Consider the following 23,218-nt stretch of genomic DNA (forward strand, 5'->3'; position numbering starts at 1 on the left):
GGACCACCTGGTGCGGGTGGATCGCGACTCGCTGACCCTGGGCTGGGCCGGGGTCTACTCCAGCTTCCTGCTGTTTGCCAAGCGCAGTGCGGCCAAGTACGGCCTGTCCTCGCGCGACATCCTGGTGGAGCTGGGCCGCCGGCGCACGGTGGGTGGCCAGGAGGACATGATCGAGGACCTGGCGCTGGATATGGCGCGGGAGCGGGACGCAGCTGCCGGCTAGGTGGGGCCGCCTAGGTGGGGCCGCCCAGGTGGGGCCGCCCCCTCTGAATCAGTGGCGCTTGTGCTTGCTGGTCTGGTGGTGGCCGTTTTCCATTTCACCGCCGCTTTCATAGCGATCGAGCAGCCCCAGATCCAGTACCGGTGAAGCGTCTATGTGCTCCGCATCCATCATTTTTGCGATGCGCTGCAGGGAGGAGATAATCATGGTCTGCTCCCACTCCTGCAAATCCCCGAACTGTCTCGTGAACTGTTCCTGCAATGGAATAGGCGCACTCTTCAGCACTTCCTGCGCATCCGCGGTGAGATGGGCGTGCACCTTGCGCTTGTCCGCACTCGAACGCTTGCGGTACGTCAGGCCGCGCTTTTCCAGTCGATCGAGTATGGTGGTTACGGTTGCCTGACTGAGACTGATATCGGTGGCGAGTTCACCGATGGTGACTTCGCCGCGGTCGCGGATGGTCTGCAGCAGCAGGATTTGCGGCGCAGTCAGGCCCGTGGTCTTGGCCAGGTGGCGTGAGTGCAGGTCGGTCGCCCGTATCACTCGTCGCAGGGCGACGAGCACTTCATCTATCCTGCCCAACAGTATCTCTCCCCTGGTTGCATAAACCAGCATAGTGTACCTCCGGCCGTCTCCCGGCGTCAGTGGCTGGAGCGTCTTTGCCGCGCCCTTGGCAAGCGGTCGACTATACTCCTGTTGTCCCTGATAGAGTGTAAGTATTTAGTGGCCAAAAAACAAAAATTTCCTTGATTGTTGACTAAAAGCATCCAACGGCGGCGAATAAACAGAAAAATGCGGGTTAATATTCTGGGCTCGTACTGGTATAATGTTTAGCGTTCTAAAGACCAGAGAGGTAATAGCATGAGTTTGAATCTGACATTGCGGCCACCGACCGATAGCGATGGCATGGCAGTGCACAAGCTTATTGCTGAGTGTCCGCCACTGGACACCAACTCTGCCTACTGCAACCTCATCCAGTGTGCGCATTTCGCCGCCACCTCCGTGATCTCGGAAGGGGCGGGAGAAGTCGTGGGATTTATTTCCGGACACCGGATTCCTGCCCGCCCCGACACCCTGTTCGTATGGCAGGTTGCGGTCAGCGCCAAAGGTCGCGGTCAGGGGTTGGCCGGGCGCATGCTGGCCGCCATCCTTGATCGCCCGGGCAATGAGGATATTCGGTTCCTGGAGACGACGGTGACGGCGGACAATGAAGCGTCCTGGGCCCTGTTCGAGAGTTTTGCCCGCAAGCGCGATGCCGGCCTGGAACGGAGCGTGTTTTTTGATCGCGAACAACATTTTGCGGGTACCCACGACACGGAAATGCTGGCCAGGATAGGCCCGTTCCGGCAGGAGAGCGTGCGCGCCGTGGCTCCCTGAATTGCCACTGAACTGAAACATTGATACGCAACGGACAAAGGATTATTCCATGAAAATATTTGAAGAGATTGAATCGGAAGTTCAAAGTTACGCCCGCTCTTTCCCGCGCCTGTTCAACCGCGCCAAGGGCGAGTTTCTGTATGACGATGACGGCAAGGAGTATCTGGATTTCCTGGCCGGCGCCGGCACCCTCAATTACGGGCACAACAATCCGGTTCTGAAGGAGAAGTTGCTGGCCTATATCGAGGCGGATGGCATCAGTCATGGCCTCGACCTGCACACGGTCGCCAAGGCCGAGTTCCTCGATACTTTCAACGAGAAGATACTCAAGCCGCGCAAGCTGGAGTTCATGGTGCAATTTACCGGGCCCACCGGTACCAATGCGGTGGAGGCGGCGCTGAAGCTGGCTCGCAACGTGACCGGGCGGGAGAATGTGATCTCCTTTACCAACGGCTTCCACGGCGTCAGCCTGGGTTCGCTGGCCACTACCGGCAACTCCCATCACCGGGGTGCCGCGGGCGTCAGCCTGAATGGCAGCAGTCGCATGCCTTTTGACGGCTACCTGGGTGACGGTATTGATACGACCGCCTATCTCGACAAGGTACTGTCGGATTCCAGCAGTGGGATCGACAAGCCCGCCGCGGTCCTGGTGGAGACTGTGCAGGGCGAGGGCGGGATCAATGCCGCCAGTTTCGAGTGGCTGCGCAACCTGGAAGCGGTCTGTCGCAAGCATGATGTGCTGGTCATTGTGGATGACATCCAGGCCGGTTGTGGCCGCACGGGAACGTTCTTCAGCTTTGAGGAGGCGGGTATTTCCCCGGACATTGTCACCATGTCCAAGTCCCTCAGTGGCTACGGCCTGCCATTTGCGGTCGTGCTGATTCGCCCCACGCTGGACCAGTGGAAGCCGGGCGAGCACAACGGTACCTTCCGCGGCAACAATCTGGCTTTCGTCACTGCCAAGGCTGCAATAGATCACTTTTGGTCGGATGACAGCTTCGCGAAGCAGGTGCAGGCCAAGGGCCGCTATATCTCCGGACGGCTGCAGACCATTGTCGACCGCTATGGCGAAGGCAACTTCACCACTCGCGGCCGCGGCATGTTCCAGGGCATCAACTGTGTCAATGGCGATATTGCGGCGCGCATTACCCGCAAGGCGTTTGCCAAGGGGCTGATGATCGAGACCAGCGGTGCCGATGATCAGGTGGTCAAGTTTCTCTGCCCGCTGACGATTTCCGAGGATAACCTGAAGCGTGGTATCGACATCGTTGAGCAGGCCATTGCCGAGGTGTGTGCGGCCGAGGGCGGAATTCCTGAAACCGTGGATTTCTTCGAGGATGACTATAGCGTTTCTGCCGAAGACCGGTTTCGCAAGGCAGGCTGAAGCAGCCGGCTGACCCGTTGGGATCATAATGGCCTTAGTGAGCGTAATGGATAATGGAACAGAACCCAGGCCGGAAGATGCCGGCCGCGATAGCACAGGGGGAGTTGTGAGTAGTCATACCGTGGAAAAAATCGGTGGTACATCGATGAGCAATTACGCCGCTGTGCGTGACAGCATCGTCTTTGGCCAGCGCAACGGCGATACGCCCTATCAGCGCGTGTTTGTAGTATCCGCCTATGGCGGCATTACCAACAAGTTGCTGGAGCACAAGAAGGACGGCAAGCCCGGGGTCTATGGGCTGTTTGCGAGCAGCTTCAAGGACCGCAGCTGGGAGGAAGCGCTTGACGGTGTGCGCGATGACATGTTCGCCATCAACTCGGAGCTGTTTGCCGACGCCGAGTCCCGGGCGGAAGCCAATGCCTTCATCGGCGAGAGGCTCGAAAATGCTCGCAAGTGCCTCGAAGACCTGCACAGTCTCTGCGGGCACGGCCATTTCTCCGTGCAGGACCATCTGGTCACGGTGCGGGAAATGCTGTCCAGTGTTGGCGAAGCGCACAGCGCCTGGAATATGGCGAGACTACTGCGGCGCGATGGTCTCAACGCCATTTTTGTGGATCTGTCCGGCTGGCAGACTCCGGGCAGCATGCCGCTGGACACCGTCGTGCAGCAGGCATTTGCCGATATTGATCTGGAGAGGGAGCTTCCGATCGTGACAGGTTACGCCTACTGCAGCGAAGGGCTTATCCGTCAGTTTGACCGCGGCTACAGCGAAATGACTTTCAGTCGAATCGCGGTGCTCACCGGTGCGCGTGAAGCCATCATCCACAAGGAATTTCACCTGAGCAGTGCGGACCCGCGCCTGGTGGGCGAGGATAACGCCGTCCCCATCGGTCGGACCAACTACGATGTAGCCGACCAGTTGGCCAATCTCGGGATGGAAGCGATCCACCCCAAGGCCGCCAAGGGCCTGCGCCAGAATGACATTCCGCTGCGGGTAAAGAACACCTTTGAGCCGGAGCACACCGGCACCCTGATTACCCGTGACTATGTCAGCGACACTGCCTGCGTCGAGATAATTGCCGGTTGCCGCGGCGTCTACGCGCTGGAGCTGTTTGACCAGGACATGGCGGGAATCCTGAGCCAGTACGACACCGAGATATTGCGCAACATCCAGCGTTTCAAGGCACACATTGTCGGCAAGGACATCAATGCCAACACGGTGACTCATTATCTCGACACCAATTTGAAGACAGTCAAGCGGATCAAGACCGCGCTGCAGGAAGTGTATCCCGAGGCAGAGATACGTGAGCAGAAAGTTGCCATTGTCTCCGCCATTGGCAGTGACATGCAGGTGCCCGGCCTGTTGGCGCGCACCGTGGCGGCCCTGTCAAAAAACGACATCAGCGTGTTGGCTATCCACCAGTCCATGCGCCAGGTCGATATCCAGATTATCGTCAATGATGATGACTACGAGGTGGCCATCAGGAGCCTGCACGAAACTCTGGTCGAACCCCACGACCACGGCCGGGCCATCTGCCTCGCCTCCTGACCCGGTGCGTCCACTGGCCCGGAGCTGCTCTGCGGTATAGCCTTGCAGCTTCCGGCTCCTGCCAGTGATGGGCGCGCGCTGTGTTCCCCGGCAGTAATGCCGTCAGCTTGACTGACATCAATGCTTGCAACTGGCTGCTTCTTTACCATGCGCGCAGGGTGAGTGGTCACCCAAGTCCATAGTGAGGAGTAAGACATGAAACAGGTAACAAGCCTGGCCCTGGCGGCCTTTCTGGCTGCTGGCGCCGTCAACGCCAGTGCCTATGAAGCGGGTGATTGGGTTCTGCGGCTGGGTGCAACGACAGTAGCTCCGGACGAAGACAGCGACAGTATCGTACTGCCCACGTCACCGGCGACGGTTTTGCCCGGCGTCTCAATCGACAATGATACCCAGCTCGGCATTATCCCGATGTATATGCTGACCGATAACTGGGGCGTGGAACTGCTGGCGGCGACGCCCTTCGAGCACGACGTCAAGGTCAATGGTGTGGGCATCAAGGCCGGTTCTGTCACCCACCTGCCGCCGACCCTGATCATGCAGTGGTATCCTTTCGGTGGACAGCGCGGCTGGCAGCCCTATGTCGGGCTCGGCTTGAACTATACCTTCATTTACGATGAGGATGTGGATCCGCAGCTGGCGGGTGCGCTGGAGGCCCTGCTCGGCGCCAGCGAGGCAAAATTGTCTCTGGATGACTCCTTCGGACTGGCTGCACAGGCCGGTGTGGATATTCCCCTGTCAGACAACTGGGCGATCAACCTGGCGGTCTGGTACATCGATATTGACTCAACCGCCAAGATCCGCACTGATGTGGGCACTGTCGAGTTTGATGTGTCGATAGACCCCTGGGTATACAACGTAGGCGTAGCCTACCGTTTCTGACTCTCCTGAGCGGGCAAGCCGCGTTGCGCGGCTCGCTCGTGATTCCCTCCGTCAGTCCAGGCCTCCCCGTTACCTGGCGTCACGCAGTCTTCAATGGTGGTGCTGACCGTGCCCCTGATCCATCTGTTCCTGCTGCTGCCCATGGCTGCTGTGCTCGCCGTGGTTGCCGTGGCTGATCGTCAGGTACAGCGTCCATATTCCCGACAGTATCAGCAGGAGCCCCAGGACAATTTTCAGCCCTCTGCGCCGCAGCAATGACTGCACGGCACCGGCGCCGAAGCTGGTTGCAAGCATGGCCGGCAGCGTGCCCAGCCCGAAAAACAACATCATCAATGCCGACAGTCCGGGATCCTGGGCTGTAGCCGCCCATGCCAGGCTGCTGTAGATCAGACCACAGGGCATCAACCCCCAGCACAGTCCCAATGCCGCGCCCTGATACCAGTGCCGCAGGGGCAGCAGCTTGCCGGACCAGCGCTGCACTGGCCGCCAGAGTACGGCGCCACCGCGTTCCAGCCACTGTAGCGCCCGCCACCAGTCGGCGATGTACAGCCCCATGGCTACCAGCAGAATCCCGGCGAGATAGCGCAGTGCCATGGTCCAGGCGGTGATATCGATGCTGCCGGCGGCAAATCCCAGTGCAGCACCGAGCAAGGTGTAGCTGGTGATACGGCCGCCGTGATAGGCCAGGGTCATGCCGGTTCCCCTGGCGCCGCCGAGTTGCAAAGCGGCGGCGATACCGCCGCACATGCCGAGGCAATGGCCGGCGCCTGCCAACCCCAGGGCGAAGGCGCTGCCGAGTTCAGTCAGCATTGTCTTTATCTCCTTCCGCTGGCGGTTTCTGCTTGCCGGCTTCCTCGTCCATAAGGATGCGCGAGGCTTCCTTGTCGAGGTCCTCGTACTGGCCGCTGTCGATGGCCCAGATCAGCAACCGGATGACGATGACGCAGAATACCAGCGCAATTGGAATCAACAGATAGAGGCTTTCCATATCAGGCCGCGCCCTGATCGCGTGACTTGTTGAGGCGCAGTGAGTTCATCACCACGACCAGCGAGCTCAGGGACATCCCCAGGGCTGCCGCCCAGGGCGGTATGAAGCCCATGGCGGCCAGCGGTATCCCGCTGCAGTTGTAGCCCAGGGCCCAGGCAAAGTTCTGTTTGATGATACGGGTGCATTGGCGGGCCTTGCGCAGGCTGGTAATCAGGGCCCCGAGGTTGTCACTGTCGACCACGAAGTCGGCCTGGGCCCGGGCCAGGTCGGTGGCGCTGGCGACGGCGAAAGATGCGTTGGCCAGGCTCAGCAGAGGAGCGTCATTGAGACCATCGCCCACCGCCATGACGACCTGCCCCTGTTGCTGCCAGTTGCGTACCTGCAGCATCTTGTCCTCCGGCGACAGGCCGATACCGACATGGTCAAAACCCAGCTCGGTCGCCAGCCGCTTGCCGGCGGCGGAGCTGTCCCCGGTCAGCAGGGCCAGCGTCATGCCGGCGCTACGGGCGGCTGCCACGACCTCGCCCGCTTCGGCGCGCAAACGGTCCGAGAGCCCGAACCAGGCCAGCGGCTGGCCCTGTGCACACAGGGCGACCCAGTACAGGCTTGAGTCCGGCGCTGCAGGCAGATCCGCTGCGATTTCGCGACAGAAACGTTCGCTGCCCATGCGGTAGCGCCGCTCCTCCCAGCTCGCCTCAACACCAGCGCCGGTAACATAGACCGGGTCAGTCACCTGGGCAAGCGGGCCAATGTCGCGAAAGGCGTAGGCAATCGGATGATTGGAATGTTGCTGCAGGGCGCCGGCCAGGGCAGTCAGTTCCCTTGCATCGGTCTGGCCGCAGGGCACTACCCGCTGCAGCTGCAATTTTCCCTCGGTCAGGGTGCCGGTCTTGTCGAATACCAGCAGGCGCGACCGTGACAGGGCTTCAATGGCATTGTCGCCGTGTACCACGACGCCCTTGCTCCGCAGGGCGCTGGCGGCCGCTGTCAGCGCGGCCGGGGTTGCCAGTGCCAGGGCGCAGGGACAGCTGATCACCAGCACCGAGAGACAGATCCACAGTACCTGCTCCGGTGCGATCTGGCTCCAGACCAGCCCGGTGGCAGCGGTGATCACCAGAATGCCGGCCACGAACCAGGCCGACAGGCGGTCAGCCATCCGCGCCAGGTTGGGCTTGGCGCGCTGGGCCCGTTCCACGCTCTGCTGCAAGGCTGCCAGGCGGCTGTTCTCGTAGAGCTGCTGTACCGTCAGTTCCAGGCTGCCTTCCAGGTTGATGGTGCCGGCAAAGACCGCGTCGCCCGGTGTCACCGTGCGCGGCACATACTCGCCGTTGAAGGTGTCTTCACGCACGGCACTGGTGCCACTGTGCACAGTGCCATCAACGGCGATGGTTTCGCCGGCCATCACCCGTACCGTATCGCCGCGCTGTAGCAGGCGCCTCGGGACACGCTCCCAGGCGCCATCGCGGCGTACGCTAACCGCCAGTGGCAGACTGTCCTCTGCATCGTGGCAGGCGAGCATGTGCCTGCGTCGCATGCGTTTCTCGAAGAACCGGCCCATGAGCAGGAAGAATGTGAACATCACTACGGAATCGAAATAGACCTCACCACCCCCCGTAGCGGTTGCCCAGACGCTGGCGCTGAAGGCGAGGCCGATGGCCAGGGCCACGGGCAGGTCCATCACCAGCGAGCCATGGCGCAGGTGACGCCAGGCCGTGGTGAAGAAGGGACGCGCGGAGTAGACCATGACGAAGCTGGCGACCAGCAGGCTGACCGAGCGCAGCAGGGTTTGGTATTCGAGGGCAATACCCTGCAGGTCGCCAGCGTGCAGGGCAATGCCGAACATGCCGACCTGCATCATGCCGACGCCCGCGACCGCCACCCGGCGCAGGTCGGCGCGGTAGTCCTGCTCGATCTGGTCGCGCTGGCTGCTGCTGTGGAACGGCCTGGCACTGTAGCCCAGTGCTTCGACCAGGGCGAAAATGCGGCTGGGCTGGATCCTGGCACTGTCGAAGTGCACTGCCAGGCGTTGCTGCTGCAGATTGACCTGGGCGTCGAGGATGCCCGGCTCGCGCAGCAGTGTCTGTTCTATCAGCCAGGTGCAGGCCGCACAGGTGACGCCGCCGAGCAGAAGCCGTGCGTTCTCGGTGCCATCCTCGCCGCGGTGGCAGAACTGGCTGCGCACGGTCGGGTCATCGTAGAGCCGGTATTCTGCCAGTGTTGGCGGGGCATCGCTGGCTGGCTTGTCGCTGAAAGCCGTGCGTTGGCGGTAGAAGCTCGCCAATCCGCTGTCCGCGATGAGGCTGGCAACGGCGCGGCAGCCGGGGCAGCACATGGGCTGGGCGATACCGTCGATAACAACACTGAAGCGGGTGCCGGAGGGTACGGGCTCGCCGCAGTGGAAGCAGGGTTGGGGGCCGGTCATCGCCGTGGCGCGCCTCCTCAGGAATCTTCGGCGAGCAGATCTTCCGCACGAACGACACCGTCCAGGCGCCATTCGTTGCCCGCGCCATCACTGAGAATCCAGTGCCAGCGCTCGGCAACGGCGGCCGTCATCTGGCCGTTGTAGATGCCCGGGCCTACCCTTTGCAGCGGGATGCTGAAGTCGCGGTCGGCCTCCATGGGGTGGGAGAAAGTCAGTTCCAGAGTGCCTGCGGTTACCGGTCCATCCAGCTTCGCGGTAACCTGTTGGTCGGTAATCGTGAACTGTGCCGCCAACGCGAGTTCCGCCGCGCGTTCCTTGCGTTCCAGCTGACGATTGATCGCCAGTCCCACCTTGTAGTATTGATCCACGACCAGATCGTCAGAGTGCTTGTAGGCGGTGTACATGAGATGGAAACTGACCACCACCACGGTGCCAGGCAGAGCGATGAGGAACCAGGGCCAGAACTGCCGGTACCAGGGTGTGGTGTCTTGATCGGGATAGACCGGTTTCATCACAGTGGCCTCATGAAGCGCGATTCGGAACGAGTCTGCAGCGATTCCTGGTCGGTGGCCCTGGCGGTAAAAACAATTTCGCTACTGGGTTTCGGCAGCTGTTCCGGGGCGGCACGAACCCTCAGGGTGATGCTGCGCACCTCGCCACCGCCAAGAGTGTAGAGCGTGTCACCGATGATTTCAGCATCGTCTATGCCGCTGATCTGGATCTCGAACTCGTGCATGGACTGCTCCATGTTGACCAGGCTCAAGGTGTAGATGTTTTCTATCTTGCCGTCCATGGTGGTCATGTACAGTTCGTTGCGGTCCCGGATCACGGTCAGTTCCAGCGGCACTCGGGTGACGATCCGGTAGCTGAACAGCCCCACCATGACGCACAGTACCAGCAGGTAGCCGATGATGCGGGGCCGCAGCCAGTGGGTGGTGCCCCCCTGCAGCTGATGTTCACTGGTATAGCTGATCAGCCCCCGGGGATAGGACATTTTGTCCATCACCGAGTCGCAGGCGTCAATGCACAGGGCGCAGCCGATACATTCGTATTGCAAGCCGTCGCGAATATCGATGCCGGTCGGGCACACCTGTACGCATAGCTCGCAGTCGATGCAATCCCCCAGCCCCAGTGCCTTGTAGTCGGCGTCACGCTTGCGTGATCCGCGCGGTTCGCCGCGCGTCGGGTCATAGGAGACAATGAGGGTGTCCTGGTCGAACATCACTGACTGGAAGCGCGCATAGGGGCACATGTACTTGCAGACCTGTTCTCGCATCCAGCCCGCATTGATGTAGGTGGCCAGGGTGAAGAAGACCGTCCAGAGTACGCCCCACTGGCCCGCCGAGAAGGTCAGCAGGTCCGGCAGCAGTTCCCGTACCGGATAAAAGTAGCCGACAAAGGTCATCCCGGTAAGGAAGGCCACGAACAGCCAGCCACCGTGTTTCAGGCCCTTGCGCAACACTTTCTCCGCGGTCCAGGGGCCCTTGTCCAGGCGCATGCGCTGGTTGCGGCTACCTTCGAACTTCTGCTCGATCCACATGAAGATACTGGTCCACACCGTCTGCGGGCAGGTGTAGCCGCACCAGACCCTGCCCGCAACGACTGTCACAGCGAACAGGGCAAAGGCCGAGATGATCAGGAGAAAGGCCAGCAGCGGAAAGTCCTGGGGCCAGAACACCAGCCCCAGGATGTGGAACTTGCGCTCGGGCAAGTCGAACCAGATCGCCTGGCGGCCATCCCAGGACAGCCAGGGCAGCAGGAAATAGGCGATCAACAGAGGCCAGCCGGTGTACAGGCGGATACGCTGGTAGAAACCCTCGATCTTGCGGGTATAGATTTTCTCCCGGTGCTGATACAGATCGATTTCGCTCACTTCCGCCGGAGCAAACTCGTGAACGTCAATCAGGTTCTTGTCTTTCATGCCGCGGTACCACTATCGAGGGCAGGGGAGGGTGTAGCGACCGGCCTCCCGAGGGAAGCCGGCGGGTAGATCAGTTGCTGAGACTGTAGACGTAGGCCGCCAGGATGTGGATCTTGTCCTCGGTCAGGCTGTCGCCAAACGCTGGCATCACACCGTTGCGGCCCGCACGCAGGCTGTGTGCGATCTGCTCGCGGTTGCCGCCATACAGCCAGATACCATTGGTCAGGTTGGGCGCGCCAAACAGGTAGTTGCCCTTCGCATCCCCGCCGTGACAGGCAGCGCAGTAGGTTTGATAGTGCTGCTCGCCGGCGGCGGTCATATCCGCGTCGGTGGAGCGCCCGTTCAGGGACAGCACGTACTCGGTGGTTTCCGCGATACCCTGGTCGCCCAGGACACCGGCCCAGGCGGGCATGGCGGCGCGACGACCGTCGACCAGAGTGGTCTTGATTGCCTCGGGGCTGCCGCCCCAGAGCCAGTCGTTGTCGGTCAGGTTGGGGAAACCGTAGCGGCCCTTGCCGTCAGCACCGTGGCACTGGGCGCAGTTGTTGCCAAACAGGCGCATGCCCATCCTGAGCACCGCTGGGTCCTCGGCAATCTCTTCCACCGACATGGCCAGGTAACGGCTGCGCATTTCACTGTAGCGCTCCTCCGCGGCGTCGACTTCTGCCTTGTGCTGGCCGATCTGGGTCCAGCCGATCAGGCCCGGGTAATTGCCCATGCCGGGGTAGATGATCAGATAGCCGATCGCCCAGACAATGGTGATCACGAACATGTAGAACCACCAGGCCGGCAGGGGATTGTCATACTCCTCGATACCATCGTGGGCGTGGCCGGTTGTCTTGTCGGTGGTCCCTTCGCCGCGCTTGCGGTTGGCCAGCAGGATCCAGGTGATCCCGACAAAGGTGATGACGGTCAGGATGATGACCCACCAGCTCCAGAAACTAGTCATTGTTCTTTGCCTCCTCCTGCTTGGTACGTTGACTCAGTTCCTCATCTGCGAAGGGCAGGTTGGCGGCCTCGTCAAAGGATTTCTTGCGCTTGCTGCTCCAGGCCCAGACACAGAGGCCGATGAAAGCGAAGAACAGCAGCGCCGTGCTGATTCCTCTCAGGTCATTGATGTCCATTGGTCAGCGCCTCGTCTGCAGGAGGGTGCCCAACTGCTGGAGATAGGCCACCAGGGCATCGATTTCCAGCTTGCCTTCCACCGCGCTGGCGGCGCCGGCGATATCCTCATCGGTGTAGGGAACCCCGACCCTGCGCAGTGCCGTCATCTTCCTGGGAGTGCGTTCGCTGTTGATCTCGTTGTCGAACAGCCAGGGGTAGGCGGGCATGTTGGACTCAGGGACCACGTCCCGGGGGTTGTACATGTGGGCGCGGTGCCAGTCGTCGCTGTAGCGCTGCCCCACGCGGGCCAGGTCCGGGCCGGTGCGCTTGGAGCCCCAGAGGAAGGGGTGATCGTAGACGAACTCGCCGGCAACGGAGTAGTGGCCGTAGCGCTCGGTTTCGGCGCGCAGCGGGCGGATCATCTGCGAGTGGCAGTTGTTGCAACCCTCGCGGACATAGATGTCCCGTCCTTCCAGCTCCAGGGCGGGCAGTGGCTTGAGGCCGGCAATGGGCTCGTTGACCTGCTTGCCGAACATCAGCGGAACCAGTTCCACCAGGGTGCCAAAGCTGATGGCAACGATGATCAGAATGATCATCAAGCCAACGTTTTTCTCTACGACTTCATGCTTCATGCGTGACTCCCCTGTGCCGCGCCCGCCGGGAGCGCCTGTTCGGCAACATCCTTGCGTGTGGTCATGTAAACGTTGTAGGCCATCACCAGCATGCCGGCAAAGAAGATGGCACCACCGGCCAGCCGCACCAGATAGCCCGGATGGCTCGCCACCAGGGACTCGACAAAGGTGTAGGTCAGGGTGCCGTCCTCATTGTAGGCGCGCCACATCAGGCCCTGCAGAATGCCGTTGACCCACATGGAGGCGATGTACATCACGGTGCCAATGGTCGACATCCAGAAGTGGACATTGATGAGCTCAATGCTGTACATGCGGCTCTTGCCAAACAGTATCGGGATCAGGTGGTAGATACAGCCAATGGAGATCATGGCGACCCAGCCCAGGGCCCCGGAGTGGACGTGGCCGATGGTCCAGTCCGTGTAGTGTGAGAGTGCGTTCACGGTCTTGATGGACATCATCGGACCTTCAAAGGTGGACATGCCGTAGAAGGACAGGCTGACCACCATGAAGCGCAGGATCGGGTCGGTGCGCAGTTTGTGCCAGGCACCGGAGAGAGTCATCATGCCGTTGATCATGCCGCCCCATGAGGGTGCCAGCAGAATGATGGACATCACCATGCCCAGGCTCTGGGCCCAGTCGGGCAGGGCAGTGTAGTGCAGGTGGTGAGGACCGGCCCAGATGTAGACGGCAACCAGGGCCCAGAAGTGCACAATACTGAGGCGATAGGAATAGATGGGGCGTTCCGCCTGTTTGGGCACGAAGTAGTACATCATCCCGAGGAAGCCCGCGGTGAGGAAGAACCCGACCGCGTTGTGGCCATACCACCATTGCACCATGGCATCGACAGTGCCGGCATAGGCAGAGTAGGACTTGGTCATGTCTACTGGCATCGACGCACTGTTGATGATGTGCAACACCGCGACCGTGACGATGAAGCCGCCAAAGAACCAGTTGGCCACGTAGATGTGGCTCACCTTGCGTTTGACGATGGTGCCGAAGAATACGATGGCGTAGGAGACCCAGACCACCGCGATAAGAATGTCAATCGGCCACTCCAGTTCGGCATATTCCTTGGAGGAGGTGAGCCCCAGCGGCAGGGTGACCGCCGCCGCCACGATAACCGCCTGCCAGCCCCAGAAGGTAAAGGCGGCCAGCTTGTCGGAGATCAGGCGCGCCTGGGTGGTGCGCTGCACGACGTAATAGGAGGTCGCGAACAGGGCACTGCCGCCAAAGGCGAAAATCACCGCATTGGTATGCAGGGGCCGCAGCCGCCCGAAGCTGGTCCAGGGCAGGTCGAAATTCAGGGCCGGCCAGGCCAGCTGGGCGGCGATCAGCACGCCGACCAGCATGCCGACGATACCCCATACCACCGTCATGATGGCAAATTGGCGCACGACCTTGTAGTTGTAGGTCGGATGCTCCAGTGCAGCGTTGAGTTCACTCATGGTTTGATTCCACTGTCAAAGAAGGTGGGCTCAGGCCCGGACCAGGGTTGTTCAGACGTCGGTGAAGGCAGGCCCCACACCGAAATCCCACAGGATAACGGTGGTTACCATCAGGGATACGAGAATCACCAGGCCCACACCGACCACCGCGGATGAAAACAGGAAGCCGCGCTCCTCGGGTATGTTGGTCATGATCGGAATCCCCAGGTACAACAGGTACACCGACCAGCTGACCGCAATTACCGCCAGCAGCATGTCCACCCACAGCAGGGGGTAAACGCCAGCAAGGCCGAACACGAACAGGGGGGTTGCCGCCAGGCTCGCGATCACGATGCCCTTGGCAAAGGTGGTCTCGGCGCCGTAGGTCTCCGCCATCCAGTGAATGAAATAGCCTACGGCCACCACGCAGCCGACCATGGCAAAGTAGAACAGGATACACAGTTGCAGGGCGCTTTCGACGGTCAGCCTGATGGCTGGTCCGTCGCCAACCGTCCAGCCGACACGGCTGGTGCCGAAGTACCAGGCGACAGCGGGCAGCAGCGCCATAACGCAGGGATAGAGGATCAGGATATTGATCGAGCTGGCGGGCAGTTCGGCCACACTGCGCCACTGCGCATCGGGCTTCACCAATAGGCCTAGAGTGTGCTGAATCATGTTGTTTTTCTCTCCCCAAGAGTTCGTTGTGCGTGGCACGGGCGCATTCTAACGGTCTGCATTGCCAGCGCCTTGATACAGATCAAGAGAGCCAGAGGGGCGCCCCCGGCCGCCTCTCATGCCGCGATGTTGGCCGCCAGCTGCAGGGCCTCCTGGTCCAGAATCTCGATTTCCTTGTTGTCGACCCGCAGGATGCCGCTTTTCTGCATCCGGCTGAATACCCGGCTGATGGTCTCGACGGTCAGCCCGAGATAGTTGCCGATATCCACCCGCGACATGGGCAGTCGGAACTGGCTTGCACTCAGGTGGCGGCGCGCGTTGCGCCGGGAAATGCTCAGCAGCAGGGTGGCCACGCGCTCATCGGCTGAATTCTTGCTCAGCAGGGTGATCAACAATTGATCCTCGGTGATCTCCCGGCTCATGAGCTGGAACAGGTGTCTTTGCAGGCCGGGCATGAGGGCGCTGAGCTTTTCCAGGGAGTCGAAGGGAATCGCGCAGACGGCCGAGGTTTCCAGCGCCCGTGCCGATGAGGCATGGGCGCTATCGCTGATGCCGTCCATTCCCAGGACTTCGCCGGGGAAGTAGAAGCCGGTGACCTGCTCGCGGCCATCGCTGGTGGTGCGGTAGGCTTTCATGGCACCGGAGCGCACCGCGTAGATGGATTGGAAGGGCCCGCCCTCGTGGTAGAGGAGCTCATTCCTCTGCAGCGGTTTGCTGCGCTGGATGATGTTTTCCAGGTGCTCCAGATCGGCGCTGTTCAGCGCCAGCGGTAGACAGATCCGGCTCAGCCGGCAGGTGTCGCAGCTGACTTTGTACTCGTGGCTACACGATCGGAAAGGCTCGGTTTCGCTGACGTTTTGCACGCGCACTGACATGACGTCCCCCTGGACAAATTCATGATCCAGAGTATAGAGCATTTGATAGGCTGCCTGCACCCTGCGGCGATCAGGTCAGGGCCGGGGTTTCAACCCAGTGAGGCGACACTTTTCAGTACCAGCCTCACCAGTTCGGCCTGACGGGAGACGCCGGTCTTGGCAAAGATGGATTTCAGCTGGGCGCGGGCGGTATGCGGGGAAATGTTCTGGGCCTCGGACACCTCCGCCAGGCTGAGGCCGCGGGACAGGAGGATGGCCAGGTTGGCCTCGGCCGGAGTCAGGTCGAAGAGCTGCCCGAGGGTGCCCTGGGACGCTGTTTCGTTGAGTTCCGGGTCGGAGATGAATACCGCCACACAGGGGCTTGACTGACCTTCCCCCCACTCGGGAACGGGCACCGGTCGCAGTACCAGGCCAAGTTGGGAATGGCCGCCGCTGCGGGGGACGCGCAGGGCACGCACCACCGAGGTTTCACCTCGATGCTGGGCCTTGATGATGGTTTCCAGGGCAGTCTGCAGTTCCCGGTTCTTGTCGCGATTGTCGATGACCAGGTGTTGTCCACGCACGCTGAGTCCGTTACCTTCGTCCAGCAGCGCCCGGGCGATGGTATTGGTGCTGAGGATGCGCCCCTGTTCATCCAGCACAATGGTGGCCACCGCCAGCTGCTCCACGGCACCGGCGTAGAGGTTGCGCTCCGACACGGTGCGGCTGAGGGTGGCATACAGCTGTATGGACAGGCGCAGGTGGGGCGCAATACGGGCCAGCAGGTTGCGCTCGTCGGTGCTGAAACGGGGCTCGTTGCGGCGCCGAGAGAAGCGCAGGCGGGCCAGCATGCCGCCGGGCTCGACCGTATCAAGCCCCAGGATCCGGAACAGTCCTGCCGACTCCAGGTAGTGTTCATAGTAGTCCGAGGCCACCAATTCCTCGTCGCTGAGGATGTCTTCCAGCGCCACCACGCGATCCGGCGGCAGGTTGACGAATGGGTCCAGGGAGAAGAACTGCTCGCGGTAGGCGGTTACCTCCCAATCCGGAGGGCCGTCGAGCTCCCCGGGGCGGGTATCATTGCTGCGGGGGCGAACGCTGTTGAGGATAACGCCCCGGTCATCTTCTGCCGGAGGTCGCAGCACCAGCGATACGACGTGACAATCAATCAACTCGCGCAGCGCTGGCAGGGCCGAAGCCCAGGGCTGGCTTTCCAGAGGGCCGCGGTAGAGGGTCGCGATCAGCTCATCGTAGGCGGCCGGAATCGTAGCCAGTGTGGCGGGGGTCAGGCCGGGCCCGGGCCGTTTCACTTTTCTATGCTCGAGAGGTCAAGCGCCACTTCTGCCAGTGGTTTCGGTCGCCCGATCCCCCAGCCCTGCAGGTAATCGACACCGATTTCCCGCAGCTTCTCTATGATGGCCTCGTTTTCCACTGACTCGGCGATGGTTTCCTGGCCGAGGAAGTGGGCCAGGTCGTTGATCGAGCGCGCCATCGCGTAGTCATTGCGATTTTCGTGGATGTTGGTGATGAAGCTGCCGTCGATCTTGACGTAGTCCACCGGCAACTCGCGCAGGTAGTTGTGGCTGGCAAGGCCGGTGCCGAAGTCGTCGATCGAGAACTTGCAGCCGATGTTGCGGAAGGCGCGCACGAAATCCGCCGCCTTGACCATATTGGATATGGTGCCGGTCTCGGTGATTTCGAAACAAAGGCGATTGGTGCCGACGCCGAATTCGGAGATCTGCTCGAACAGGTAGTCGAGAAACGCATCGTCGGTGACGCTGGCGCCGGACAGGTTGATGGCGAGGTTGGGCACCACTTTCTGGGCGTCCATCAGTGAGCTGATCCAGCGAAAGGCTTCCCGCACTACCCAGCGATCTACCAGGGTCATGAAACCATAGCGCTCGGCGGAGTCGATAAAGGCCTGGGGAGAACTCAGGTTGCCGTTCTTGTCGCGCACCGCCAGCAGCAGTTCGTAGTGCCTGGTGATGGACATGTTGCCGGCGACGGCGGTTTTGGCAATCGGTTGAGCGCGCAGGACGAAGCGTTCGCTCTCCAGCGCCTCCTCCAGCGCCTGCCGCGACCGGCGCTGTTCCTGCCGGTAGCTGCGCACGACATCCTCGCTGTCACGATACTGCTCCACCCGGTTGCGGCCGTTGTGCTTGGCCAGTTGCATGGCGGCCTGGGCGTTGGCCATGATCTGATCGACATCGGGGCTGTAGTCGAGAATCGGGGCGATACCGATGGAGACGGTAAAGCCGACTTTCTCGCCTTCGATTTCCACGCTGCCGGCGGCGATGTCGCTGCGGATCCGTTCGCCAATCGCCTGGGCCTGTTCCAGGTCGCGGTCTACCAGCAGTACTGCGAATTCATCCTCACCGAGGCGGGCCGAGGAAATTTTCTTGCCGTGCAGCTGCGCCAGCAAACGGGAGAATTCCAGTAATACCTGGTCGCCGCTGATGCGGTCATAGATCTTGTTGACCAGGTTGAACTTGTCGATATTGAGCCACAACATGGCATGCTGGGACTGGTGTTGCTGGGCGTGGCGCAGGGTTCGGCCCAATTGCTCGACAAAGGTTTCGCGATTGATCAGGCGGGTGAGGGAGTCGTGGTTGCGGGCAAAGCTCAGGGTGCGCTGCACATTCTCCAGCGTGCCGTACATGCTCTGGTCGACCACTGACAACGTGTCTGCTGGCGCCGGCAATTGCGCGCCACGACTGAGCTGGCGGGCCAGCTGAATCTTGTCGAGTTCAGCCACTTTTTGCCCGCGCTCGTTGACAAACAGGAAGCGCTCGAGGTCGTCGCTGATCCAGGCCAGTTGCATGCGGTGCCGCTGTCCTTCGTGGTCGCGGTAGTTGAGCCAATTGCCCGTTTCCAGCTCTTCCACCCGCCGCACCCAGCGCCGCAGGCGCAGGGTCTTGTCGATGCGCTTGCGCCGGGCGTCGGTGTCGCTGCCCGCTTTGACGGTCCGCGGGCGATCGTCCGCAGCCACTGCAACCGGAGCCTCGCCGGCAAGGATGGCGCGCAGCTCGTCCAGTACGGCCTGGATGGATACATTGCCAGGCAGGGCTGCGCCAACCTGCTGTTCGATCAGGTCGATGAAGGGTTCGGCCTCAAGGCTGCGCTCGACGACAAGATCCTCATCGACATTGCCCCGCTGTTGCTGCACCAGCCAGGTGGCGAGCAGATCCAGGGTGCGCAGGTGCTCCTGCCACTCGCGGCTGTCGGCTCCCTGCTTGATATGGGTGAGTACCATCAAATCGCGCCAGCCGTTGTCAATCAGGTCCAGCAGGACCTGTGGCACATCCGATTCGGGCAGGGTGGCGTGCACGACAGCGTCCACCGCGCTGCGGGCGCTGGCCAGTTTCTCCTTGCCTTCCTGGGCCTTCACCACCCGTTCGATGTTGCGCGCGTGGGCCTGGGCCTGCTGCTGCACCAGCCTCTCTACCCCGGCGAGCGCTTCGTCGAACACTCCCGTGTCGCGATCATAGTTGGCGACTATGTTGTCGATGATTGTCTCGACCCTGCTCTCCAGCATGCGGTTTGGGAAGTTCGCCGAACTGGTCAGCACGGCCAGCTTGTCGACGAGGCTGCGGGCAGGATGTGCCGGGTCGAGGAAGAAGTGGGGCTCGAGCAGGGCCAGGCGCGCCAGCGGAATCTGCAGGTTGCCCAGAGCGGGCTTCAGGTCCGTGCTGACATCCAGCTGCGACTGGATGGTGCCGAACAGGCTGTCAACCATCTCCAGCTGGTTGCGATTCTCGACGCTGAGAGCGTTGCCGGCACCCAGACCCTGTACTTCCGCCGTCTGGGCGACGAGGTAGTCGGCGATGGAGCCGGCACGCCTGATTTGCTGCAGTGCCTCGCCGCTCTGTTGCAGGCGCGCCAGGGCGTCGACCACGGTTTGGGCATCTGCCACGGGCCCGGTGCTGGTCGTTGCTGAGCCTCCCTCGGCTTCGCGCTTGAAATTCAGGGCGTTGATCACAGAGCTGTAGAGTTGCTGTGGGCGTGACAGGGAAGCGCTGTCACCACCCGGGCCGCCGGCCGCCATTGTGGCGGGCTGCTCCTGTGGTTTCGGGGGCGGACGCCGCAGTGGCCGGTGGTGGGAGGTCACCGGTTTTTTCAACAGCGAACCGTGAGCGCGTATCTCGGTTTCCAGTTCCGGCTTTATTCCCGCGCCCTCGAGATGGTTGTTGAGCGCCGCGAAGAATTCGTCCAGCCGGCGGACGAAGTGGGATACAAAAAAATCGTAAATCCTGGGAGACAGCTTCTGTGGCACCCGGAACGCGTCGAGCACCTGCTGCAGGGCGCGGCATAGTTGCGCGACATGCTCGGGCAGGCGCAGGCGCGCAGGATCTGCGCCCGCCAGTTCTGCAACGCGGATCTGCAGGGCCTCCATGGGCACCCGGAACAGATCCTCGCCAATGCTGACCATGCGCTCAATGGCGAGGAAGTCCTCGAAGTCATTCAGGTCCACCAGATCGAGGGTGCCGCCCTCGTCAATCAGGTCCCACCACTGGTGCAGTTCCGAGGGCGGCGGGGTCAGGTTGGCGTGAAAGTGCCGGATGTGGTCCAGAAAGGCTTCCACCATGCCCGTGCGCTGCAGTTGCAGGATGGCGACGGCCTCCGCAACCGTGCCGTGTCCGACCTGGCCGGCTTGCGCTCCCGACGCACTGCGCTGCAGGTTGTCGCAGAGCTCCTGCAGAAACCCGGTGAACAGGCCCTGAAGCTCGCGCTCGCTGAGTGCCCGGTAACTGTCCAGCAGGCTCAAGCGCCTTCCTCCACAAAAAAATGCAGTATACCGTTCCGGGCGTCGGGCACAAACCTGCCCTGGACCCGGGTTCCGTCAGGCCGCGATCAGGGTGGGGAGGAACCGTCCGTGGGCGCGGGCAGACTGAAGGCAAGCAGCGCATCACCGGCTTCGGACCAGCCATGGCCGCCGGCCGCCAGCACCACAAACTGGCGGCCCTGCGGGCGGGTGCGATAGCTGAGCGGGGTGGCGTTGCCGGTATAGGGCAGGGCATGTTCCCACAGCAGTTCACCCGTGGCGCTGGCAAAGGCGCGGAAGCGGGAGTCGGTGGTGGCGGCGATGAACACCAGGCCGGAAGCCGTGGTCAGGGGGCCACCGGCGTTTGGGCTGCCGGCATCGAACCAGAACGGCCACGGGGCCTGGCCACGCGTATTGCCCAGGCTGCGGGTCCACACGGTCTCTCCCGTGCGCAAGTCCACCGCGGTCAGGCTGCCCCAGGGGCGAGGATTACAGGGCGCTCCCAGCGGCGACATCAGGGGAAAGCGGCGCACACCGTAGGGGCTGCCGGCCATCTCGTAGTGCTCCAGCGGGTACCCGGGCTCAGGGTTGAGCGCGTCGTACTCTGCCCGCGGAATCAGTTGCACCACCGATGCCAGATGCATCTGGTTGACGATCAGCAGGCCCCGCTCCGGGTCGATGCTGATCCCGCCCCAGTTGATGCCGCCGGTGGTGCTGGGGTACAGCACGCTGCCTTCCAGGCTGGGCGGGGTAAACATGCCCTCATTGCGATACTTGGCCAGCTCCCTGCGACAGGCAAGTTTGTCCAGCCAGACGAAGCCGTCCATGTGCTCGGGCCCCAGCCGCTCGGGCAGGTGCAGCGGCGGCGGGTGGGTCGGAAATGGCTGGGTGGGCGAGAGCGTTTCGCCGGGCACACCGTTGCCGGGCACCGGGCGCTCCTCCACCGGGTACAGCGGTGCGCCGGTTTCCCGGTCGAGCAGGAAGACATGGCCCATTTTGGTGGCCTGCGCCAGACCAGCGCGACCGGCTCCTACATCGGGAATCTGGAACAGGGTGGGCTGGGAAGCCACATCGTAATCCCAGACATCGTGGTGCACCGTCTGGAAGTACCAGCGCAACTCGCCGCTGCGATCGTCCAGGGCGACCACTGAGGAGCCATAGGTGTCGATACCGTCGCGCTCGCCGGCGAACAGGTCCGGTGCCGGATTGCCCGTGGGTACATACACCAGGCCCTGTGCAGGATCACCCGCGATGGGTGCCCAGACGTTGGGGCTGCCCATGTGATAGCGGGCATTGCCCAGGCTGTCACGATGCCGTTCCCGGTAGTCCTCGGGCACCGGCTCCCAGGCCCAGGCCAGCTCACCGCTGCGGACATCGAAGGCGCGCACTACGCCGGAGGGCACATCCTTGCGCTCGTTGTCCGGCACCAGGGCGCCGATCACGGCGACATCATTCTGCACCCAGGGCGGGGACGTCGGGTAGTACACCAGCGGCTCGCCGCCGCTGATGTCCTCGCGCAGGGATACCCGGCCATTGTTGCCGAACGCTGCGCACGGCAGGCCGGTAGTCGCATCCAGGGCGATAAGCTCCGCGTCGCGGGTGCCGTACAGGATCCGCTTGCCGCAGCTGCCGGCGGCTTCCTCGGGGTCACTGGCCTGCCACAGGGCCACGCCGCGGCAGACGGCCGGGTAAACGCCGCTGCGGCGGTTCTGTACCTGGGGGTCGAACTGCCAGCGCTCGGCGCCGGTCTCCGCGTTCAGGGCGAATACACGGCCAAAGGGCGTGCAGTAGTAAAGAGTATCGTCGTCGACCAGCGGGGTGACCTGAAACGAAGTCAGGCCCCAGTCGCCGCTGCCATCACTGAAATCACCGGAGCGGTGTTGCCAGGCCAGTTCCAGCTGGCCCACGTTGGCCGGGGTGATGTCCGTGAGCGGGCTGTACTGGCTGACGTCCCGGCCGCCGTAGTTGGGCCAGCCGGTGCTCGCGCCCGGCGCCGACTCCCGGGCGGCGAGGCAGCCTGTGGCAAGGCCCAGCGCCAGCGCGGCAACCGCCAGGCTGCGGCGCCGGCTCACGCGCCGGTGCCCGCATTGGCGGCCTGCAGGAAGGCGGGTTTTTCACCACCACCGTGGACTGCAATGCTGCTGCCACTGATATAGGAGGCGAGCGGGGAAGCCAGGAACAGGCAGGCGTCGCCAATGTCCCCGGGAACTGCCATGCGCCCGAGCGGAATCGTGCGGCCCACCGCTGCCACACCTTCGGCGTCGCCGTAGTGCAGGTGTGACTGCTCGGTCTCCACCAGGCCGGCGATGATGGCGTTGATGCGGACCTTTGGGCCCCACTCCACTGCCAGCGAATGTCCCAGGTTGACCAGGCCGGCCTTGGCGGCGCCATAGGCTGCGGTGCCTGGAGACGGCCGGATAGTGCTGACACTGGCAATATTGATGATACTACCGCCGTCCTCCTGCTGCTGCATGACGCTGTTTGCCAACTGGGCGGCATGCAGGGCCGAGGTCAGGTTGAGGGCAATGATGGATTCGTGAAAGCGCGGGGATGCGGTCGCGGCCTCTGCGTGGGGTGCGCCACCGGCATTGTTGACCAGCACGTCCAGGCGCCCGCAGCGCTCGATGACGGCAGTGACCAGGGCCTGCAGCTGCTCGTGGCGGCGGACATCACAGGCGACGAAAAACGCTTCCCGGCCACCTGCGGCCGGCAGGGAGTCGGGCGGGTTGCGACCACAGATCGCCACGTCGGCCCCCGCGGCCAGGAAGCGCTCGCTGATGCCCCTGCCGACACCCTTGCCACCCCCGGTTACCAATACCGTGCGGCCACTGAAATCCATGGGATTGTGCATGTCACCCTGCTCCTTGCTGCTGTCGTGGGGCAACTTGTGATCGGCAGATGAATTGCCTAAGATGCCTCGGCTTCGCGCATCCTACCGCCTTCCCCCGGGATCGGGAAATGCCTGCGGGGCTGCGACCATTTTCCGGGCAGAGAGAGGTGGTATCAGTAGACTTAGCTGAACCATCC

Annotated in this window: 20 protein-coding genes and 1 pseudogene; 5 read left to right on the plus strand and 16 right to left on the minus strand. The window is 62.3% G+C overall.

Features of this window, described 5'->3' with window-relative positions; genetic code table 11:
* A pseudogene (locus RLO07_RS08545) lies at nt 1-223 on the plus strand (4-hydroxy-2-oxovalerate aldolase); the annotation flags it as partial.
* A 48-nt stretch (nt 224-271) separates the two neighbouring features.
* Here RLO07_RS08545 and RLO07_RS08550 read toward each other — a convergent pair.
* A complete protein-coding gene (locus tag RLO07_RS08550) occupies nt 272-835 on the minus strand; it encodes a MarR family winged helix-turn-helix transcriptional regulator (RefSeq protein WP_462291721.1) in 564 nt (187 codons plus the stop codon).
* Between the two features lie 246 nt (nt 836-1,081).
* Between RLO07_RS08550 and ectA the strand changes: the two genes are divergently transcribed.
* The 4 genes from ectA to RLO07_RS08570 all read left to right on the plus strand — a co-directional run bounded on the left by ectA (nt 1,082) and on the right by RLO07_RS08570 (nt 5,409).
* Complete coding sequence (gene ectA / locus RLO07_RS08555; protein WP_462291722.1) at nt 1,082-1,597, plus strand: diaminobutyrate acetyltransferase; 516 nt, start codon at nt 1,082-1,084, stop codon at nt 1,595-1,597.
* Nucleotides 1,598-1,646: 49 nt separating this feature from the next.
* Entirely contained in the window at nt 1,647-2,981 is a 1,335-nt protein-coding gene (gene ectB / locus RLO07_RS08560) for a diaminobutyrate--2-oxoglutarate transaminase (RefSeq protein WP_462291723.1), read from the plus strand.
* A 106-nt stretch (nt 2,982-3,087) separates the two neighbouring features.
* The gene (locus tag RLO07_RS08565; protein ID WP_462291724.1) at nt 3,088-4,530 is read left to right on the plus strand and encodes an aspartate kinase; all 1,443 of its coding nucleotides are present in this window, start codon (nt 3,088-3,090) and stop codon (nt 4,528-4,530) included.
* A gap of 195 nt (nt 4,531-4,725) precedes the next feature.
* Nucleotides 4,726-5,409, plus strand: coding sequence for an OmpW/AlkL family protein (locus tag RLO07_RS08570; protein WP_462291725.1), 684 nt, complete (start codon nt 4,726-4,728; stop codon nt 5,407-5,409).
* A gap of 90 nt (nt 5,410-5,499) precedes the next feature.
* On the opposite strand, the gene RLO07_RS08575 is transcribed toward RLO07_RS08570, so the two are convergent.
* The 15 genes from RLO07_RS08575 to RLO07_RS08645 all read right to left on the minus strand — a co-directional run bounded on the left by RLO07_RS08575 (nt 5,500) and on the right by RLO07_RS08645 (nt 23,042).
* Nucleotides 5,500-6,219 (minus strand): sulfite exporter TauE/SafE family protein, encoded by a 720-nt coding sequence (locus tag RLO07_RS08575; protein ID WP_462291726.1) that lies wholly within the window; start codon nt 6,217-6,219, stop codon nt 5,500-5,502.
* Complete coding sequence (gene ccoS / locus RLO07_RS08580) at nt 6,209-6,397, minus strand: cbb3-type cytochrome oxidase assembly protein CcoS (protein WP_462291727.1); 189 nt, start codon at nt 6,395-6,397, stop codon at nt 6,209-6,211. Before ccoS ends, RLO07_RS08575 begins: the two co-directional genes overlap by 11 nt.
* Nucleotide 6,398: 1 nt before the next feature.
* Complete coding sequence (locus RLO07_RS08585) at nt 6,399-8,819, minus strand: heavy metal translocating P-type ATPase (protein WP_462291728.1); 2,421 nt, start codon at nt 8,817-8,819, stop codon at nt 6,399-6,401.
* Nucleotides 8,820-8,836: 17 nt separating this feature from the next.
* The gene (locus RLO07_RS08590) at nt 8,837-9,331 is read right to left on the minus strand and encodes a FixH family protein (RefSeq protein WP_462291729.1); all 495 of its coding nucleotides are present in this window, start codon (nt 9,329-9,331) and stop codon (nt 8,837-8,839) included.
* Nucleotides 9,331-10,740: a cytochrome c oxidase accessory protein CcoG gene (ccoG, locus tag RLO07_RS08595; protein ID WP_462291730.1), complete on the minus strand. Its 1,410-nt coding sequence runs from the start codon at nt 10,738-10,740 to the stop codon at nt 9,331-9,333. Before ccoG ends, RLO07_RS08590 begins: the two co-directional genes overlap by 1 nt.
* A 70-nt stretch (nt 10,741-10,810) precedes the next feature.
* Nucleotides 10,811-11,689 carry a cytochrome-c oxidase, cbb3-type subunit III gene (gene ccoP / locus RLO07_RS08600; protein WP_462291731.1) on the minus strand — a complete coding sequence of 293 codons (879 nt, stop codon included), beginning with the start codon at nt 11,687-11,689 and terminating at the stop codon, nt 10,811-10,813.
* The gene (locus tag RLO07_RS08605) at nt 11,682-11,864 is read right to left on the minus strand and encodes a cbb3-type cytochrome oxidase subunit 3 (protein WP_462291732.1); all 183 of its coding nucleotides are present in this window, start codon (nt 11,862-11,864) and stop codon (nt 11,682-11,684) included. Before RLO07_RS08605 ends, ccoP begins: the two co-directional genes overlap by 8 nt.
* 3 nt (nt 11,865-11,867) lie before the next feature.
* Nucleotides 11,868-12,476 carry a cytochrome-c oxidase, cbb3-type subunit II gene (gene ccoO / locus RLO07_RS08610; protein WP_462291733.1) on the minus strand — a complete coding sequence of 203 codons (609 nt, stop codon included), beginning with the start codon at nt 12,474-12,476 and terminating at the stop codon, nt 11,868-11,870.
* The gene (ccoN, locus tag RLO07_RS08615) at nt 12,473-13,921 is read right to left on the minus strand and encodes a cytochrome-c oxidase, cbb3-type subunit I (protein ID WP_462291734.1); all 1,449 of its coding nucleotides are present in this window, start codon (nt 13,919-13,921) and stop codon (nt 12,473-12,475) included. The genes ccoO and ccoN overlap by 4 nt, the downstream gene beginning before the upstream one ends.
* 51 nt (nt 13,922-13,972) lie before the next feature.
* The gene (locus RLO07_RS08620; protein WP_462291735.1) at nt 13,973-14,575 is read right to left on the minus strand and encodes a Yip1 family protein; all 603 of its coding nucleotides are present in this window, start codon (nt 14,573-14,575) and stop codon (nt 13,973-13,975) included.
* 116 nt (nt 14,576-14,691) lie between these two features.
* Complete coding sequence (gene fnr, locus RLO07_RS08625; protein WP_462291922.1) at nt 14,692-15,450, minus strand: fumarate/nitrate reduction transcriptional regulator Fnr; 759 nt, start codon at nt 15,448-15,450, stop codon at nt 14,692-14,694.
* A gap of 89 nt (nt 15,451-15,539) precedes the next feature.
* Nucleotides 15,540-16,739: a helix-turn-helix transcriptional regulator gene (locus RLO07_RS08630; RefSeq protein ID WP_462291736.1), complete on the minus strand. Its 1,200-nt coding sequence runs from the start codon at nt 16,737-16,739 to the stop codon at nt 15,540-15,542.
* Entirely contained in the window at nt 16,736-20,194 is a 3,459-nt protein-coding gene (locus tag RLO07_RS08635; RefSeq protein WP_462291737.1) for a DUF1631 family protein, read from the minus strand. The genes RLO07_RS08630 and RLO07_RS08635 overlap by 4 nt, the downstream gene beginning before the upstream one ends.
* A gap of 86 nt (nt 20,195-20,280) precedes the next feature.
* The gene (locus tag RLO07_RS08640; RefSeq protein ID WP_462291738.1) at nt 20,281-22,263 is read right to left on the minus strand and encodes a pyrroloquinoline quinone-dependent dehydrogenase; all 1,983 of its coding nucleotides are present in this window, start codon (nt 22,261-22,263) and stop codon (nt 20,281-20,283) included.
* Complete coding sequence (locus tag RLO07_RS08645; RefSeq protein WP_462291739.1) at nt 22,260-23,042, minus strand: SDR family oxidoreductase; 783 nt, start codon at nt 23,040-23,042, stop codon at nt 22,260-22,262. Before RLO07_RS08645 ends, RLO07_RS08640 begins: the two co-directional genes overlap by 4 nt.
* Nucleotides 23,043-23,218: the final 176 nt, after the last annotated feature.

It is taken from the genome of Haliea sp. (assembly GCF_040221975.1).
Taxonomy (GTDB): Bacteria; Pseudomonadota; Gammaproteobacteria; order Pseudomonadales; family Halieaceae; genus Haliea.

Excerpts from the sequence above, each read along its gene's own strand:
- RLO07_RS08590 (WP_462291729.1), bottom strand. The coding sequence starts at position 9,331 with ATGAAACCGGTCTATCCCGATCAAGACACCACACCCTGGTACCGGCAG.
- RLO07_RS08550 (WP_462291721.1), bottom strand. The coding sequence starts at position 835 with ATGCTGGTTTATGCAACCAGGGGAGAGATACTGTTGGGCAGGATAGAT.
- RLO07_RS08605 (WP_462291732.1), bottom strand. The coding sequence starts at position 11,864 with ATGGACATCAATGACCTGAGAGGAATCAGCACGGCGCTGCTGTTCTTC.
- ccoS (WP_462291727.1), bottom strand. The coding sequence starts at position 6,397 with ATGGAAAGCCTCTATCTGTTGATTCCAATTGCGCTGGTATTCTGCGTC.
- fnr (WP_462291922.1), bottom strand. The coding sequence starts at position 15,450 with ATGTCAGTGCGCGTGCAAAACGTCAGCGAAACCGAGCCTTTCCGATCG.
- RLO07_RS08645 (WP_462291739.1), bottom strand. The coding sequence starts at position 23,042 with ATGCACAATCCCATGGATTTCAGTGGCCGCACGGTATTGGTAACCGGG.
- RLO07_RS08575 (WP_462291726.1), bottom strand. The coding sequence starts at position 6,219 with ATGCTGACTGAACTCGGCAGCGCCTTCGCCCTGGGGTTGGCAGGCGCC.
- ectB (WP_462291723.1), top strand. The coding sequence starts at position 1,647 with ATGAAAATATTTGAAGAGATTGAATCGGAAGTTCAAAGTTACGCCCGC.
- ccoO (WP_462291733.1), bottom strand. The coding sequence starts at position 12,476 with ATGAAGCATGAAGTCGTAGAGAAAAACGTTGGCTTGATGATCATTCTG.
- RLO07_RS08620 (WP_462291735.1), bottom strand. The coding sequence starts at position 14,575 with ATGATTCAGCACACTCTAGGCCTATTGGTGAAGCCCGATGCGCAGTGG.
- ccoN (WP_462291734.1), bottom strand. The coding sequence starts at position 13,921 with ATGAGTGAACTCAACGCTGCACTGGAGCATCCGACCTACAACTACAAG.
- RLO07_RS08570 (WP_462291725.1), top strand. The coding sequence starts at position 4,726 with ATGAAACAGGTAACAAGCCTGGCCCTGGCGGCCTTTCTGGCTGCTGGC.
- ccoG (WP_462291730.1), bottom strand. The coding sequence starts at position 10,740 with ATGAAAGACAAGAACCTGATTGACGTTCACGAGTTTGCTCCGGCGGAA.
- ccoP (WP_462291731.1), bottom strand. The coding sequence starts at position 11,689 with ATGACTAGTTTCTGGAGCTGGTGGGTCATCATCCTGACCGTCATCACC.
- ectA (WP_462291722.1), top strand. The coding sequence starts at position 1,082 with ATGAGTTTGAATCTGACATTGCGGCCACCGACCGATAGCGATGGCATG.
- RLO07_RS08585 (WP_462291728.1), bottom strand. The coding sequence starts at position 8,819 with ATGACCGGCCCCCAACCCTGCTTCCACTGCGGCGAGCCCGTACCCTCC.